The following is a 14,677-nucleotide window of genomic DNA, read 5'->3' on the forward strand; positions in this document are numbered from 1 at the left end:
GACAGATATATTAAGAAAAATGCTACTAGATAGGATATTATTAAAAAAATAGAGCATAAGCATCGATCTATAAGTATAAGAGGATTGGCTAGAGAGTATTCTATGTCGCAAAACACTATAAAGGAATATTTGAAATCATGGAGGTCTATATAATGGCTGCATGTGATAAAAAAGAATAATTTAACTTGATAAATATAGAAATTATACTATTAAATTACCAAAACATGGTGAAAATTAAAAGGAGTTTTAGATGAAATAAGTAAATCAATTTATGAAGGCTCGCTTCGATACTTGTATTAGTATATGAGAGAGAATGGAATAAGAAGAACTTGGGTGTTTAACATAACAGATGATAAATTATATTATTAATTCAAGCTTAATAATTAAGGTTCTCTACAAGAATGCAGAAAACCTAAGCAATACTGATGTTGCTATCTCAATAGAATCTTAAGTAGAGCATATACTGAATTAATAAATTTAAAGAATCTTATCGATAAATTTAAAAAATTTTAAAGGTTGATCTCTCGACTTTGATGGTTGGATTACTAAAGCTTATGGAAGGTGTAATTTTAACCTTTTAAGAAGTGAAATTTTACATTCTCAATGTATATCTGGATAGCAAAAAGACCGCTTATTTTAGTTTAGTACAATATATTATAATTTCACCAAAATTGCGAGAGAACTACTTTTAAGTGTAAAGCAACAAGAGGTGTAAGATATGTTGATTGAAAAACCTTATTAGAATATATTGTGTAAGAGTTGGGATTAAAAATAGATGAAGAGACTGATTTAGTTTCTGCAGCACAATGCTATTATAATGAACATGGAAGACAGAGGATAAGTAAATCAATACTTGAGCAATTTATAAAGAACATGAGCATAATGAAAACTAATAAATACTAGCGAAATTACCGGTTTATATATGTACAAGCTATGATGCATTAAAAATTGATGAAGAAATACTATAATGTAGAAATATTAAGATAAATAGTGATTAATTTACCATAATAGAGAAAATAAAGAAAATATAAGTCGTTATAAGATTGGACTACTTTTTGTAAAAGGCTTATATATTGCTTTCTAGTTTATAGAGGATTCTACCAAACAATATATAACTTAGCAACAATTAAGTTTTTATTAAAGCTGCAATTTTCATAAATATATGAACGTAATTATACCATTTCATAATACTATATTCAATAAAAATTAAAAAAATCCTCTGATTTTAAATTAAATCGAGGTAAATTAATGAAACTACAAAAACACTTTGAAAAATTCGACTCAGAAATTGGATTAAATCCTACTAGAGAGCAACGTATTGATTCAGCTTATGGCACGTGGAGAGATAACTTTAAGGAACATGAAGAACTCAAAAAGGTATTCAATGATTTTTATCAGCAAGGTTCTTACGCCACCAGAACAGCAATAAAACCTCAGAATAGCTCTGAATTTGATATTGACGCAGTTTTATTACTTGATCTGGATGACCAAAAAAAACCTAAAGAAACATTACAACTAATAAAAGATATCATAGAAAGTTATTCTGCTTATAAAGGTAAATCTAAAATCAAAGATCGTTGCGTAAGAATAGACTATGCAGGAGATTTTCATATGGACATTGTACCAGCAAAACCATCTGGTGATGAACATATTCTTATACCTTGTAAATCTGATGATGAATGGCAGGAAACTAATCCTAAAGGATTTAAAAATTGGTTTAATGAAAAACATGCTGAGGCATCATATAAACTTAGCAGAGTTGTAAGAATAGTTAAGTATTGGAGAGATTTAAAAGTTGGTAAAGATACAGCGCCTAAGTCAATTCTACTATCTACGTTATTAGCAAATAATATAGTAGCAGCTAATTCTATTGCTGAAACTCTTGTATTAACACTAGAAAACTTGCTTCAAAGTATTGATTCAATTTTAGATGATGAGGAACAACCATATGTTGAAAATCCATCGCTTGACGGAGAAAATTTAGCGCGTGATTGGGATAAAGATAAATATAATATATTTAAAACAAAATTGGAAAATTTTGCAGTTAATGCGAGAGCTGCTTTAGATGAAGAAGATAAAGACGAAAGTATAAAACAATGGAGAGATATTTTTGATACAAAATTCCCTAAAGAACTTCCAGAAGAAGAAACAGCACAAGCTATTAGCGCTGGAAAAATTCTCGTTAATGCGGCAGGTACATTTAACACGACTGAAGGAAAGGTCATTCCTCAACATAGGTTCTATGGAGATGTAAAATATGAGGAAAAATAAAAAAATATATCCTAAACCTAAAAATGTTACACTAGGCTTGCAATTGCTTAATGTAGAAAAAAGCTTTCCAAGCTTTGAGTTTTGTAGAAATGAAGATGAATTTTACTGGATAGGAAAATTAACACCTTCTAGTAATACCTATACAGTAAAAATTATTTATCGACACAAAAAAGCGCCAAAAGTATTTATTGTAAAACCAGAGATTTTAAAATCTAGTCCTCATTGCTATCCAGATGGATCACTATGTTTATATTATCCTTTAGATAAGGATTATAATAGCAAGTTTTCAATAATAGCTGATACAATTATCCCTTGGACTTCTGAATGGTTATATTATTATGAAAAATGGTTAGATTCAGGAGTTTGGTGGGGGCCAGAAGCGCCTTATAAACAAAACTCCATTGAAAGAATATATAAAATGGAGGAATTTTCTTAAATGTTAGATTGGGAAAAAATAAAATCAGAAGGTTGGAAACCTAAAAATGGAGAATATTTAAAAATATTATCAATAGATGGTGGAGGAATAAGAGGCTTATTTCCTGCTCAATATCTTACAAATATAGAAAAATCTACTGGTAAAAAAGTAAATGAATTTTTTGATTTAATTGTTGGGACATCCACAGGTGGTATTATAGCTTTAGGATTATCGGTAGGTATACCTGCTGAAAAGATTGCAAAGCTATATGAAGATAATGCAGAAGAGATATTTAAACCAACATTATTCAATAAGATATTTAAAAAATCGGGAATGATATTTAGAAATTCTTACACAAATAAATCTTTAATTGAGTTATTGATTAATACTTTTGATGACAAAAAGATGATTGATGCAGATGTAATGTTGTGTATCCCGTCATTGGAACATAACAAAGCAAGACCTAAAGTATACAAAACGCCTCATAATACAAAATTTCATTGGGATCAAAGTTTAGAGATGTGGAAAGTAGCTCAAGCTACATCAGCAGCCCCGCTATATTTTCCACCTGCAATGGAAGACGGCTGCAAACTTTATGGAGGTTTATGGGCTAATAATCCGATACTAGTAGGTATTACTGAAGCATTACATCATAATATTAAATTGGATAATATTAAAATCCTTTCTATAGGGACTGGAGAAAGTTTATATTCAGGGGATAATTCTATATTTAAACATGGTGGACTATGGTCTTGGAAAGAAAATTTATTAGATGTATTTATGAACGCTCAATCTTATGCAGCTGAGAATACAGCAAATTATCTTATCAAAGGAGATAATTTAACAAGAATAAATTTTACATCAGTAAAAAAAATTGGTTTAGATTGTGTAACTAAGAGCTGTCTTGAAGAGTTAAAGCTTGAAGCGGATAATTCCTTTAAGGATACTTTTAGAAACAATCAAAATGTTGAAGGAAAATTTTTTGAATTATATAAAATAAATAATTAAAACAAATAAGAATATTGTAAAAAATATTGAATAGTATTTTTGTTTCATTGAAATTAAAATCATTAAAAAGTTTTAATTTCAATGAAACTTTATTATATGCTTTAGCGTAAAAAACACCTGCTTACAGGTAGTCCTGACTATAACGTTATACTGATACTATGAGAATTTAATTCTAATCAATATTTTTATCGAGAGGTACATTTATGTATTTATTTAGAAGCGATGAGCAAGATATTTCACAACATGGCCTTTTATGTCCATGGCATAAGCAGCAGCAAGATTGTTATGGAGATGAGTATCCTGAGAAACTTAGTCATATTTTTTCAGAAATTGGACATGTAAATGACATACATATTTCACAGCAAATACTTAATCATATTAAACTTGGAGATTCTATTAAATCAGATGCCATTTTGCCAATAGATAAGGATGTTCCAGAAAAATTAGGAAAGTCTAAAAGTATATTTATATCACTAAGTAAAGATATTAATCAGACATTTAATTACTGCTTACCAATGCTATGGATCGATGGAAGAACTGGTAAGACTATGATAAAACTACATAGATCTCCAGTTGTAATGATAAACATACCTTATAACTTTATTGAAGAAAAAAATAATTCATATGAATTTATGCTAGATTCTTTTGATAAAGATTACACATTATTTCAAAAAATTGCGAAAACTTTTGACAATGATAATTATAGAGTAGGTGAGAATTTTATTATAGACACAACATCTAATTTAATTATGTCAAAAATCCTGACAAGTTACTTGCCTGATAGAAAGGATTTTACTAAAGTACATAATTATGCGAATTCTAGAAAAGAAGTATTAGGATATAAAAGAATAGCTAGTGAATATTGTGTCACTCTCCCTAACATCATTGCAGATTTAATATTATTTACTGAAGATAAATATAAAAATAAATTATATGAACTTATCTGGATTAAAAGAAACGATTTAACTTCATTCATTAATAACATAATTGAAAATGAAGCAAATCTATCGCCTTTAGAAATAAGCGTATATGAGATATTATATGTTCTTAACAAAAATATTGCTGAAGTAACAGCTCCGTCGATTATGTCTAATAAGGACTTTTCAATTAGACAGATTATCGTATCGTTATTGACAGTAAAGCATAATCTATTAAAAAAACTTTTAATTTATTTTTCAGATAAACTCTTTGATAATTCCACTATATGTATAGATGATGGACTAGACTTTCAAGCAAGAGTAGAGTACCCATTATATGTAGGAACTAGGTTTAATGACAGTAATGACGGATTTATAAATTTTACTTACCTGATGCATATTTTAATCTAACTCATTATATAGATAGAAATGAACAATATGGAATTTCTTCAGAAGAGCTTTTTATGCATTCATATTATGGGCACAATATAGCTATAATGAATGGTAAAAGGTACAAGAAAGTACTTTTTTTAATAATTAATCTTGATGAAGATATTCCTAAAAATTACACGATAGATCCTGGGGTAATTCAATGCATTATAATTAAGACTAGCAACTACTATAGAATTATAGATAAGAATATATTTTCAAAATGTAGACATTTACAAAACATTATCATTATTAAGCATGAAGCTACTAACTTTATTATTAACAATGTTGTGACTGATAATGATATCGAAAGAATAAATAAGATTTTAGTATAATATTTGTAAGATTGGAAAGGATTCTTTAATGGTAGAAGATACTTCAGATGTATATAAGTTAATACGTAATTTCAAATCAAAAGGGAAAACTTTTGAATTTAGATTGAGCGAATATAATTGCTACAGGCTTAGCAATGGAAAATGTAGTATGGATACTACATTAGGAAAATCCGAGCTCTCTCTAGAATATGATCAATATGACTACTGTGACATCCACTATTGTCCAACTTTATGTAATTCAGTCAAAGTGCTGGGTATGCAGGATAAGAACCATACAGTAAGAATAACGAAAAATTCCTGTGGTCATTATACAATAACTGATGGACAACATAGACTCTGTTCTAGCTCACATAGAGATATGTCTATAGAAGCTTATGTAGAAGAGAATGGTACAATATGTCCCAAATGTTATTGGAGAAATAAGAGTCTTCTATATAGGTTAAGAGATCTTTTTAAACTTAATAATACGTTTTTAAAAAAATTATAAAAACGTATGAAGTTCAATATAGTAAATAATGATAATCTAATAAAAAATAGAAAAAGTGCCTTTGTAGAATCAAAAACATGTATGCTAATTTACATATTTGATTTTCTAACAATAAGAATATTGGATGATTTAGAAATAGCATTGAAAATCCATGTAATAGGATAAATAGGAAGCTTTTGAAAATAGTAAAACCTATTTCGCAAAAATGTAATATAGTTTTAATAGAGAGTGATTATAGGGAATTTTTTAAACCGATCAATGTAAAGTTTAGAAAAACTCCATACCAATTAATCGAATCAATAAAAAAATATATTAATTTAATTAAGGAAGATAATAATTTAGATTAATGAAATTAGGTAATTCGCTACGATATATATTATCTAAATGATGACTGAAGCAATGAGTAAAACTAGTGTTTTTGATCAAAATTTATTATAAAAATAAATACCTTACAAAAACAAAAAGACTAAATTTTGATCAATCTTTGTTTCAAAATCTAGTCTTTTTCTTATACGCTATAATCAGTTTTAACCAGGTTATTTTGATCAAACTTTTTTTCAAACCTACATTTGTCATTGTGGGTTTGTAAAAAAGTTCGATCTTTTGGAAAAAAGTTGAATCAAAATAATTAATAGAGCTATAACAGGACATTAATGCTAATAAAAGATAAATATGAAGGACTATACATTCTGATTTTGAGAAGGTATAGTTCTTCTTTTTTTGTACATAAGAAAATAGTGTTGATTTGATAGAGTTTAACCCAAAACTCTTCAAATCAACACAAAAATATCTTAAAAGCTTAAGTCTTAAGGATATAATAAACTAATTCTTTAAGTTTCTAACTGTTTCAAGAGATAGACCGGTTTTTAGTGCAATGGTTTCATCATCGATTAGACCAAGCAAGTTTTTTGCGATTTCAATAGCTTTTTGGTTAGTTCCTCGTTCAATACCTTGTTCGATACCTTGTTCAATACCTTGTTTTAGACCTTCTTCTCTTGCTGTCTTTTCCCTTGTCAATTGATCCATAATTTCTGCCTGCCTAGCCTCATAAGCCATTCTAGCTTCCTTACTTTTACTTACTCTTTGTAATATTTCATAAGCTGTTTTAATATTTTCATTTTTTTCAGCTATCATTTCCATTTCCTCCTTTGAATCAGAGTCTATAAATTCAAGCCAATCCAGTATGGGGTCATCTACATCTTTTATACGATCTAATTTTGATAGCTTAGGTAATTCTAAAAAATGTATTTCTAGAACATCAGTAAGCTTATAGCCAGTTTCATCTTCTAAAATATGAAAAGTAGTGTGTATTTTATCTAGAGGTATCCTCTCAAAATCAACTATATTTATAGTAATACATTTCTTTAATTTATCGTATGTATCCCCAGGGCTTACTTGGCTATTATACATCTTTGACCAGTAGAATAGACTTCTTTCAGCCATGAATTCTGTAGGAAATATTTGTATTTCGATATCTATATGTTCACTGTTTTTAGTTTTTACTCGAACATCTAAGATGCCTTTTTTGTCTTCTTTGAATTCTCTTAAAAGCTCTGTATTCAAGAATTCTATACCTTGGAATTCTTCCTTATTTAATCTTAGAGCTGCGCTTAGGAATGCAATTAAAATATCCTTATTTTTCTCGTCACCAAAAATAAGCTTAAATACAAAGTCAATCTTAGGTGACATTATAAAATTGTCATAATCAGTTCCTTTTATATAAAAAATGCTATTTATATCCTTAATTATAATCACATCCTTTTAAATATACTATATATGTAATTATGTCCACAAATAATACTTTTACTGCCTAAATTTATATTACTTTAGTATATTATAACACATTAAAGGATTTTATATAATTTGATTTAAAAAATATGATTTTATAATCTGCTATGTTGATTTATTCCTACTTGGCGATATATCTAAAATAATTCTTTTATCCATATTACAGATTAGGGTACAGTACTTTTTTCTCTTTTTAAATGCAAAATCATCTATACCTATATTTTTAACTGAATCATCAATTGTAACTCTGTGTTTAGGTAGCTTTCTTATTAATCTTAATATAGTATCATGAGAGATGCTTATACCTAGCTTTTTCATATTGCATGATAATTTTTCAGCACTAATTGTCAAAGCTAAGAATGTAATTAATTTAATAGCTTTATTAGTTATTCTTGCGTACGCGGATGCAAAGGGTAGTCTTTCAGTAAAGATTTTCTGGCTACAACTAGAAGATCTACATTTAAACTTTCTAACAATAATAGTTATATTTTTAGAAAGCCCTCTAAAGATCCATCAGAAAGTTTTCTAGTATATTTTGAATGTTTGCTCTTTGATATTGTTCCGCAACGTGGACAGCAGCTCCATTCGGAAGTACTCTCGGCTATAATTAGAGTATATATTGAAGAGACAAAGTAACATGGGCTTAGCTGTTATTTCATTATAACTCAACAACGATATTGAAATGTTTCAGCATAAGCTGAGGCTTATTGAAATACTTATAACAATTATTATATTAATATCTTATAGAATAATTGATTCCGTAAAAATTAATGCTATGATAAAATTAGAAAATAATAATGAATAATTGACGTATGAAAATTAGGAGTAATAATATGAACAAAAAATTATGTTCGCTTGAAAAGTTTAGAGAAGATTTTCGAGATATAAAATCAATATATATCACTCAGATATATAAAAATTTAGAAAATTATAAGATTGAGTTTTCACTCAGCCAAGGAGAAGTAATTAAAAAATTTATTAATAAAGTTCCAGAAACTCCAGGAATATATTATTTTCAAGCTAATTTTAATAATGTTTATAAAGAGTGGAGCTATCAAAAAAATATAACAGAAGCTAAACAAAGAGATAACTTTATTAATATTCTAAGTACAAAATGGGATGAATCCTCATTAAAAAAATCTTCAGGTATTAATAAAGTGATATGTAAAAGCAAGACTAATATAAGAAAGAATATAAATCATTTTGCCGATAATTGGGTGGCGTTCTATATTGGTAAACATCAAAACCTAAGGCATAGAATAAATGAGCATATAACAGGAAATGATTGTGAAAGTACATATGCTTTAAGGCTTTTAGACAGGGCAAATATATTCAAAAATGTTAAATTTAGAATATATTACTGCGAATTAATAGATTTTAAGGATGATGAAATCTTTTTTATGGTTGAACAGTTTGAAAAAGAGGTTAGAAGCAAAGTTAAACCTATATGTGGAAGACAATAAAATTATTATGCTTATAATAATGATTATAGTAGCAGGGGGTGGAGGAAGGGTGCTTTATCATATATCTTTTGATACTAACAATATTATTTATAAATTTGAACCTCGGATACAAGAAGAAATTTTAGAATCTGAAAACAGCAAAATGAGAAGAATCTGTGTTTCTGATAGCATTGAAAATTGTTTATCAGCAATCCCAAGAAGGGATGAAATATTAAAGGACTTTATAATTAAACAAGTATATGGGAATTTACCTAAGTTTGTAATATATGAATTTAATAAAATTAAGGTACAAAGCAATAACTTGTTGAGTAGTAGTTTTATAAAGCAATATGTTCCAGATGCTGAAATAAATAATGAACTATGGATTGTCAATCAAGAAGTTATTCCTGATAAAATCAGTTTTGTAAGCCTAATTTCCTTTAAAGATGTCCAACCTGATAATGGACCATCAAAGATAACAGATGTTGTTTATAAAACAATAAGAACAATTAAATAAAAATACAAGAAGGAGGTGTTCATATGGACAAACAATTTGATTTTATTAAAAAGGAATTAATCAAACACTTTCAATTTAAAGACGTTGCATATAAAAATGAAATTAATGAGAATATATTTTTTGAGGCAATAGCTAATGATAATAGAATTGTTCAGTTAAGATTAGTTAAAACAGGTTTTGTATATTATAAAAATGGTAGTCAGTGGATTCAGATAAAAGGATTTAAGTTTGATTAATAATTTATTAATTTTAATATATAGCTCATTTTTTGGAGGTATAATAAATTTGTGTATTTAAGAAAGAAGATTTTAAAATATTTTTTTAAAATAAAAATATAAACCATACAATTTTAAATCTTACTGTGCAATCCAATAAGACAACTAAAATCATTGATATATAAGGTGCTGCAAGAAAAAATGTTGAATATTTCACGTATCGGAGGACACCGATTCGCTTTTCGAAACCAATAGTTCACACTAATAAAACAGTTTCTTTTGACAAGAATTATTAAGGAAGTTCCTAGGATTATCACAGAATGTAATTGCAAGGACTCGGCATATGAAAAACTTCTATATGCGATGTACTAAATATCGCAAAGGAAAAGAAAATTTTTACGATGGCATTAAAGATAAACCTGACGATGAAGTATACCGTCTCTTTTACCCAAATAAGTTTGCTGTAGAAACAATGTTTAAAGTATCCGAATATGACTACATTCACAACGAACTGAAAAGAGTTGGTGTAACACTAAAACTCTTACATCAAGAATATAGGGATTTTTGCAACAAAGAGGGCTTAATTCCTGTTGGATACACTAGATTTACAGAGGGCTATAGTCATACATTAACTAGTGTAATCTTTCTAATCATTTAGAACATAAACCAGGTTTGATAAAATTTATAGTTAAATTATATATATCAAATGAGTTGTTGATCAAACTTTATTATAAAAATAAATAATTTGCAATAATATAAACACTAAATCTTTATCAAACTTTTTTTTCGAAATCTAGTCTTTTTTATACGATACAATCAGCTTTAGCAAGATTATTTTGATCAAACTTTTTTCAAACCTACAACCATTTGTAGAATACAATAAAGTTTGATAATAATTCAAATTAAATCATGGGAACTAGGGTGTAAAATGGAGTAGAAAGCATAAAGATTTCTTAAATCTTTATGCTTTTTTATTTTTGATTTTGCAGGAGATTATACATGATCATAGAATAATGTTAAGAGAATGATTACAAGATATTGTATGTATTGGTAATTTGAAAGAGGTGGAAAGATGAGTAGAATAAATGCTATTCAAAAGGCAATTCAAAGCCTAGATGGTGGAGAGTATCAAAAGCTTATGGATGCATACCTTTGTAAAAAGTTTAACTTTAGTAATATTCAGCCATTAGGCTCTCATACAGGTACAAATAAAGTGACTAAAGGAATACCAGATTCATATGTAAAGCTTGAAAATGGGAAATATATTTTGATTATGTATGGCACTGTTGAAAGCACATCCTATGAAAAAATAGAAAAAGATATAAAATCATGCTTTAATAAAGATAAACTAGATTTAGATAAGATGAAGATTTCAGAAATTATCTGTTGTTATACATCGACTAATATCCATATAGAACAACAAGAAATGCTAGAAAATATGATTGAATACATTAAAATAACATTACTAGGAATAGGAACTGTATCTAATGATTTATTAATTCATTATCCTACAATTGCATCAGAATTTTTAAATATTCCAATAGATACACAACAAATTTATGATATTAAAGATTTTGTAAGGTTATATGATAAAAATGGCATGAATGCACCAATTAATATGGAACTGTTATTTAGAGAGTCTGAAATAGATTCATTAATGAGCAAACTAGCAAAAGATAGTGTTGTTTTGGTATCTGGCAATTCTGGAGTTGGTAAAACAAGATTAGTACTAGAAGTATGCAGATTTTATCAAGAAAAATATGGAGCTAAGGTACTTTGTATAAAAAATAATGGACAGATGTTATACAATGACTTGAAATATTACTTGTCTGATCCAGGAGATTATTTAATATTTATTGATGATGCTAATCAAACTACCCAATTAGAGCATGTTTTAGATTATGTAATTACACCTTCAAGTAATGTCAATATAAAGGTAATTATGACTGTAAGAGACTACGCTCAAAGCAGAGTAGAAGGTATAGTTCGTGATAAAATAATACCACAGATAGAAAAAGTACATATTTTAAGCGATGATACTATAACTGGTATTCTAGAAAGTAATTTGGGAATTAAAAATGAAACATATTTAAGGCAAATTAAAAAAATTGCAAAAGGCAATCCAAGATTAGCAGTTCTAGCAGGGAGAATTGCTATAGATAAAGGATATGTTTCAATTTATAATTCAACAGATATATTTAGATTTTATTATGAAGGTATTATGGAAAGGATATTTGATAGTAGAAGTAAGATTTTAGTGGCGTTTGTGATTGCTTTACTTGGACCAGTAGCGTATAAAACAAACAGAATAGCTATTAGTATATTGTCTAACTACGGTATCGGGGAAAACGACTTCTATTTAATCTGCCATGATCTTAATGAAAATGAAATAGTAGATTTGTTTTTAGATCAGGCTGTGAAAATTAGCGATCAGAGCATGGCCAATTACTTGTTATATTATGTTTTAATAGAAAAAAGATATATTACTATCACCGAGATTATAAAAAATGGCTTTTTATCGTTTAAGAATAAAATTCTTTACGCATTAAGCACAATAACAAATTTATTCTATTCTGAAAGTGCACTAAATTATATAAGAGATCAAGTCAATGAAGTTTGGAGTGTTATAGATAATAGTGAAGAGCAATTCGAGTATATAAAATGTTTCCATGCATTAAATGAAGAGAAATCTATGGCTTATATTAAAAAGAGAATTGATGATATGGAAACAGAAGATATCGATTTGCAAAGTTTTGATTTTAAAAGGAATATGAATAATCATTCAATTAAATCAGAATATCTTGATATTTTAGGAAAGTTTAAGTATTCGGATAATTACAATGTAATTCTTGAACTAATTATATATTATTTTAAGAAGAGACCACGTGAGGTAATGGATTTTTATTTTCTATTCACAGACTACTTAGGATATGATGCCCATTCGTATCAAATTGGATATAAGAATGAAATGTTAAATGTGGAGTATTTATGGAAAGCTTCAAAAGAAGGACAGGATATTAATATTACTATTCTGATGCTTCATGTGATAGAAAGTTATACTAAATATGAATATCATATTACTGAAAGTAACGGTGGCAAATCAGTGGATTTTATAACACTTAGTTTGCAAATGGGAGATGGGTTGGATAAATTAAGAGCACTTATATGGGGTATTTTGGGGAACCTGTACCAAAAAGGGGTGTTTAAAGATTTTATTGATAGAATCTTATTAAATTTCAACCCCCATCAACAATATGGAAATGATAGTAAAAGTATTTTTAAAGCTGATTTAGAATATATAAAGGATAATATAATTAATTTTATATTAATTCCATCCATAACTCAATGCAAAGTTCTTAGACATCTTGAAGGGTTATGTAAGATATTTGATCTAGAAGAAGAGACTCTAAAAAAATACAATCTAAATGAGGATTTTAAAATTTATCATGCTTTAATTTTAGATTATGAGTATGGAGATGATTGGCAAGAGAAAGAGAATGAGAAAAAAGCAAATATTTATAGATTAATTAATAATTACAAACAGAAGGATTTTATTAATCTATTTAGAGTATGTAAGTATATTTTAGATTGTAATGAGGGGGATATTGACTGGCATTTGCAAACTGGTATAGAAACAGTATTTGACTTAATAAAAGATGATTTGAATCAATATAAAATAGCAGTAGAAGCATATTTAGAATGCAATACACCATGTTATTATAGAGCAGATGAACAAATCTCTATTCTATTAGTGAATATAGGAATTGAAGAGACCGAGAGAATAATTATGGATTATGAATACAATCAGAAGAATATGTGGATATATGATTTCCTAAGCTGCATTCCTCATGAATCAATAAATAAAAGATATGCTCAATTAATGCAAAAAATATTGAACGAACAAATTGAAAAAGGGCATCCAATTTTACCTAAATTTGATGTGTTGATAAAGTATAAAAAGTTTATAAAAGATATAGTCTCAGAGTTTTCTAGTAAATTATTAAGAAAATTTTCATCTGAAGCACGTATAATTGGGGCATTCATAGGAAATGCAATAAACGATGAAAAAGCAGAGATAATATGTAATATTTTTAAAGATAATATTACTATTTTAGAGAACTTATACATAGCTGCATTAAGCTCACATGTAGATTTAAAAGGTAATCTATTTATAAGATTAGCAGAAGGCAATAAAGGGTTCTTAAATAAGTATATAATAAAAATAATTAATGATAATGATAGGTACCAATTTTACTATGCTATTGATAGATTATGGCAACTTGATAACTATGATGAATTTATAGATTTTGCATATGATGTTATCGTTAAATATTCAAGTAAACGAAATTCCTGGTATACTGGACGATATATAGAAAAAATATTCATTAATAATGATAAAACTAATGATTTAGTTAAAGAAAGAAAACTTCAATGGATTAAGAATTATATAGATATAAATTGCAATGAAACCAAAAAGATAGTTGATATTTTTAAGATGATAGCTGAATGTTTAAAGTTTTACAAAAAAGAACTTATTATATATCTATTAAGTAAAAACAGTGATATTGATATGTTTAAAGAAATAACATTTTTTCCTTCGTTTATGTCGTGGTCGGGTAGTGAGGTTCCTATTATTGAGGAAGAGATAAATTTCTTGAATGAATTGATTGATTCAATTAATGGATTAGATTATATAGAACATAGAGCGTATCTAAAGGAAAAAGTTATGATAAAAGAAAAAAGTAAGCAAGCTGTTCTTCTTCAAGAGTACTTAGAAGATAGCGATTTAGCGTAATTATATGTAAGCGTAAAAGATTTACCGCCTAGTTTACTATGATTTCCTTTGCTAAAAT

General features: G+C 27.6%; 14 protein-coding genes. 12 read left to right on the forward strand and 2 right to left on the reverse strand.

The window, feature by feature from the left end:
- Nucleotides 1-759: 759 nt before the first annotated feature.
- From GXK57_RS24925 to GXK57_RS24955, 7 genes are all read left to right on the forward strand, one after another.
- Nucleotides 760-903 (forward strand): hypothetical protein, encoded by a 144-nt coding sequence (locus GXK57_RS24925; RefSeq protein ID WP_160680724.1) that lies wholly within the window; start codon nucleotides 760-762, stop codon nucleotides 901-903.
- Between the two features lie 345 nt (nucleotides 904-1,248).
- Nucleotides 1,249-2,271 (forward strand): cyclic GMP-AMP synthase DncV-like nucleotidyltransferase, encoded by a 1,023-nt coding sequence (locus GXK57_RS24930; protein ID WP_160680725.1) that lies wholly within the window; start codon nucleotides 1,249-1,251, stop codon nucleotides 2,269-2,271.
- Nucleotides 2,258-2,707: a hypothetical protein gene (locus tag GXK57_RS24935; protein WP_160680726.1), complete on the forward strand. Its 450-nt coding sequence runs from the start codon at nucleotides 2,258-2,260 to the stop codon at nucleotides 2,705-2,707. Before GXK57_RS24930 ends, GXK57_RS24935 begins: the two co-directional genes overlap by 14 nt.
- Nucleotides 2,708-3,694: a CBASS cGAMP-activated phospholipase gene (locus tag GXK57_RS24940; protein ID WP_160680727.1), complete on the forward strand. Its 987-nt coding sequence runs from the start codon at nucleotides 2,708-2,710 to the stop codon at nucleotides 3,692-3,694.
- 203 nt (nucleotides 3,695-3,897) lie between these two features.
- Entirely contained in the window at nucleotides 3,898-5,022 is a 1,125-nt protein-coding gene (locus GXK57_RS24945; RefSeq protein ID WP_160680728.1) for a hypothetical protein, read from the forward strand.
- Between the two features lie 53 nt (nucleotides 5,023-5,075).
- Nucleotides 5,076-5,375: a hypothetical protein gene (locus tag GXK57_RS24950; RefSeq protein WP_160680729.1), complete on the forward strand. Its 300-nt coding sequence runs from the start codon at nucleotides 5,076-5,078 to the stop codon at nucleotides 5,373-5,375.
- 28 nt (nucleotides 5,376-5,403) lie between these two features.
- Nucleotides 5,404-5,862 carry a hypothetical protein gene (locus tag GXK57_RS24955; protein WP_160680730.1) on the forward strand — a complete coding sequence of 153 codons (459 nt, stop codon included), beginning with the start codon at nucleotides 5,404-5,406 and terminating at the stop codon, nucleotides 5,860-5,862.
- A gap of 822 nt (nucleotides 5,863-6,684) precedes the next feature.
- Here GXK57_RS24955 and GXK57_RS24960 read toward each other — a convergent pair.
- Both GXK57_RS24960 and GXK57_RS24965 read right to left on the reverse strand, forming a co-directional pair.
- Nucleotides 6,685-7,617, reverse strand: coding sequence for an Rpn family recombination-promoting nuclease/putative transposase (locus tag GXK57_RS24960; protein WP_347709112.1), 933 nt, complete (start codon nucleotides 7,615-7,617; stop codon nucleotides 6,685-6,687).
- A gap of 138 nt (nucleotides 7,618-7,755) precedes the next feature.
- A complete protein-coding gene (locus GXK57_RS24965; RefSeq protein WP_160680731.1) occupies nucleotides 7,756-7,968 on the reverse strand; it encodes a transposase in 213 nt (70 codons plus the stop codon).
- 515 nt (nucleotides 7,969-8,483) lie between these two features.
- Between GXK57_RS24965 and GXK57_RS24970 the strand changes: the two genes are divergently transcribed.
- The 5 genes from GXK57_RS24970 (at nucleotide 8,484) to GXK57_RS24990 (ending at nucleotide 14,619) form a co-directional block, all read left to right on the forward strand.
- Entirely contained in the window at nucleotides 8,484-9,113 is a 630-nt protein-coding gene (locus tag GXK57_RS24970; RefSeq protein WP_160680732.1) for a hypothetical protein, read from the forward strand.
- A complete protein-coding gene (locus GXK57_RS24975) occupies nucleotides 9,064-9,609 on the forward strand; it encodes a hypothetical protein (protein ID WP_160680733.1) in 546 nt (181 codons plus the stop codon). The genes GXK57_RS24970 and GXK57_RS24975 overlap by 50 nt, the downstream gene beginning before the upstream one ends.
- A gap of 23 nt (nucleotides 9,610-9,632) precedes the next feature.
- On the forward strand, nucleotides 9,633-9,845 hold the full coding sequence (locus tag GXK57_RS24980; RefSeq protein WP_160680734.1) for a hypothetical protein: 213 nt from the start codon (nucleotides 9,633-9,635) through the stop codon (nucleotides 9,843-9,845).
- A 337-nt stretch (nucleotides 9,846-10,182) separates the two neighbouring features.
- The gene (locus GXK57_RS24985) at nucleotides 10,183-10,482 is read left to right on the forward strand and encodes a hypothetical protein (RefSeq protein ID WP_160680735.1); all 300 of its coding nucleotides are present in this window, start codon (nucleotides 10,183-10,185) and stop codon (nucleotides 10,480-10,482) included.
- 414 nt (nucleotides 10,483-10,896) lie between these two features.
- Nucleotides 10,897-14,619 (forward strand): hypothetical protein, encoded by a 3,723-nt coding sequence (locus tag GXK57_RS24990; RefSeq protein WP_160680736.1) that lies wholly within the window; start codon nucleotides 10,897-10,899, stop codon nucleotides 14,617-14,619.
- Nucleotides 14,620-14,677 lie beyond the last annotated feature (58 nt).

It is taken from the genome of Clostridium sp. C8-1-8 (assembly GCF_009928445.1).
Taxonomy (GTDB): domain Bacteria; phylum Bacillota; class Clostridia; order Clostridiales; family Clostridiaceae; genus Clostridium_AR.